This is a genomic window from Wolbachia endosymbiont of Drosophila incompta (genome assembly GCF_001758565.1).
Lineage (GTDB): Bacteria > Pseudomonadota > Alphaproteobacteria > Rickettsiales > Anaplasmataceae > Wolbachia > Wolbachia pipientis.
Map to the genome: position 1 here is coordinate 52,643 of NZ_CP011148.1, position 2,595 is coordinate 55,237.

Genomic DNA, 2,595 nt, shown 5'->3' on the forward strand with positions numbered 1-2,595 from the left:
CTTGAAGATTTTGTTAGTAATGGGCTTGCAAGCCTTCTCATAACACCATTTACTTACAGTGATCAGGTCATAAAAACCTATACGTTTAACATTACCTTGGGCGGATATAATAAGTTCTCTAATAAAAGATAAAAAACCTTGCATGTAAGGGAGTCCATAGTAAACTTAAGTGTTATTGTACTTAGGATGTATATGAAAAATATCTTACTGATGTTTTTGCTATGTTTTATGTACAGTTTACAATTATTTGCAACGGAGATACCAGCAATGAAAATAACAATTTCTAAAATTTCGCCCGATTTTAAAACAATAGTAATGGGTTTATTTGAAGACAACGAAACCGTAAATGATGGCGGAGTTTTGCAAGGAAAACAGGTCATAGATAATATAAAGCAATTTAGCGATTTCAATGGAAGTTTTGGTGAATTTTTCTCTACTGCTTTGCCAGAAGAAAAAAATGTTATAGTTGTTGGACTGGGTAAGAAGGATGAATGGAATGAAAATAAAGAATTAAATGTTGGTGGTAAAATATATTGTGAGCTAAGCAGATTAAAAATTAAAAAAGCAGCGGTTTTAATCGAAGGTAGTGCAGCAAATGTTGCATATGGTGCGTTTCTGCGTAGTTTTAAGTTTGATAAGTATAAAACTAAAAAGGATGAGAAAATTACAGAGGTAGAGGAGATTACCGTATTAGTAAAAGATGAACAATTAAGTAATGCTGAAAGATCATTTGAGCACTTAAGGCAAGAAGGTGAGAGTATATTCCTTGCGCGCTCTTTTATAACAGAGCCTTCTAACATTCTATATCCAGAATCCTATGCTGATCATATAAAAAAAGAACTTACTAAGCTTGGCCTTGAAATCGAGGTGCTTGATAAAAAGCAGATGGAAGAGAAAAAAATGGGAGCCTTGCTTGGAGTTGCACAAGGAAGTAGTAAAGAACCAAAATTAGTAGTGATAAAATGGAATGGAGCTTCTAAAGAACAAAAGCCTATAGCTTTTGTTGGTAAAGGTATAACGTTTGACACTGGTGGAGTATCACTCAAACCTTCACGTGGTATGGAGTCAATGAAATATGACATGGCAGGCTCTGCTACTGTGGTTGGGGTGATGCATGCTTTAGCAGGACGAAAAGCAAAAGTAAATGCGATCGGTGTGGTCGCACTTGCAGAAAATGCAGTGGGTGGTAATGCTCAAAGACCAAGTGATGTAGTAACTTCAATGTCTGGACAAACAATAGAAGTGTTGAACACCGATGCAGAAGGAAGGCTCATACTTGCAGATGCTTTATGGTATACGCAAGATAGATTCTCACCAAAATTTATGATTGATCTTGCAACTTTAACTGGTGCTATAGTGGTTGCACTTGGAAATAACGAATATGCTGGTCTTTTTTCAAATAATGATGAATTAGCAAACCGTCTGATTGATGCAGGAAATGAAGTAAATGAGAAGTTATGGCGTTTTCCTATGAATGAAACTTATGACAAAATTATTGATTCACCGATTGCTGATGTTCAAAACATCGCTCCTGCAGGCTCTGGTGGAGATAGCATAATGGCTGCACAGTTTTTACAGCGTTTTGTGAATGAAACTTGCTGGGCACATTTAGATATCGCAGGCACTGCTTGGCACGAGAAAGGTACTGACATTTGTCCAAGAGGAGCAGTAGGTTTTGGTGTAAGGTTACTTAATAAGTTGGTTGAGAAGTACTACGAAGCCAATGATTAAAGGTCTTTATACTGGATTTATGGCTTAGCTACATGAACGTTTATTTTCGAGGCGCAGCAAATGAAAGTAGCTGATACATATTTCTTTTTTTCTGGATTCCAGTGTCAGCTACTTTCATGACACCCTGACAACCGTCATCCCGCTACTTGTTTGCGGCTGAGATACCGCGAATGAATCGCGGTATGACGGTTCGTGGCGGCGTGACGATAAGCTCGTCATCCCGCTGCTTGTTAGCGGGATCTAGAGATACCGCGGCGGTATGACGTGGGACTGCTGTCATCCAAGTCTCCTATGGTGTCATCCAAGTAGCCTCCTATGGTGTCATCCCAGTGCCCAGACACTGGGATCCAGTTGAGCTATTTCAACAAAAATACTGCATGTTGCTTATGATCGTTACTATAGTTAGCCTTTCATAAGTAGCGATGCAACAAAGCCATTCCAGTGTCAAGCACTGGAATGACACCGTCTTGGATGGAAACCAGTGTTGGCTACTCGGATGACATCATAGGGGCGCTGGGATGACACCCTGACAATCGTCATCCCGCTGCTTGTTAGCGGCTAAGAGATACCGCGGCGGCATGACGTAGGGAAACCGTTTTTTGGGTTAGCTATAACAGTAGTCAGGAAACAATAGCTTAAAAAGAGACTTAGTGTTAAATTTCTAATAGATTACTTATAAAAATAAATCTTATGGAAAGCAGAGCTAAGGCTTGGTTCATTTGGCTGATTAGTAACTTGGTTGTTATATTCAGCAACATGCAGATAATTTATACCTTTATAAGTGTAAATCTCGAAAAGGAACTTGGACTTACAATCGCGCAAGTTGCACTGGCTAATTCAGCATATACTTGGACTTTCGCCATC

1 protein-coding gene and 2 pseudogenes are annotated in these 2,595 nt (G+C 39.1%); all 3 read left to right on the forward strand.

Annotation, left to right across the window (positions count from 1 at the left end; genetic code table 11):
- Positions 1-132 (forward strand): annotated as a pseudogene (locus WG67_RS07920) (protocatechuate 3,4-dioxygenase); the annotation flags it as partial.
- 96 nt (positions 133-228) lie between these two features.
- Positions 229-1,731, forward strand: a complete 1,503-nt coding sequence (locus WG67_RS00245) for a leucyl aminopeptidase (RefSeq protein WP_179945733.1) — start codon at positions 229-231, stop codon at positions 1,729-1,731.
- Between the two features lie 690 nt (positions 1,732-2,421).
- Positions 2,422-2,595: pseudogene (locus tag WG67_RS07925) on the forward strand (MFS transporter); the annotation flags it as partial.

Coding starts and splice junctions, on each gene's coding strand:
- WG67_RS00245 (WP_179945733.1), top strand. CDS start 229: ATGTACAGTTTACAATTATTTGCAACGGAGATACCAGCAATGAAAATA.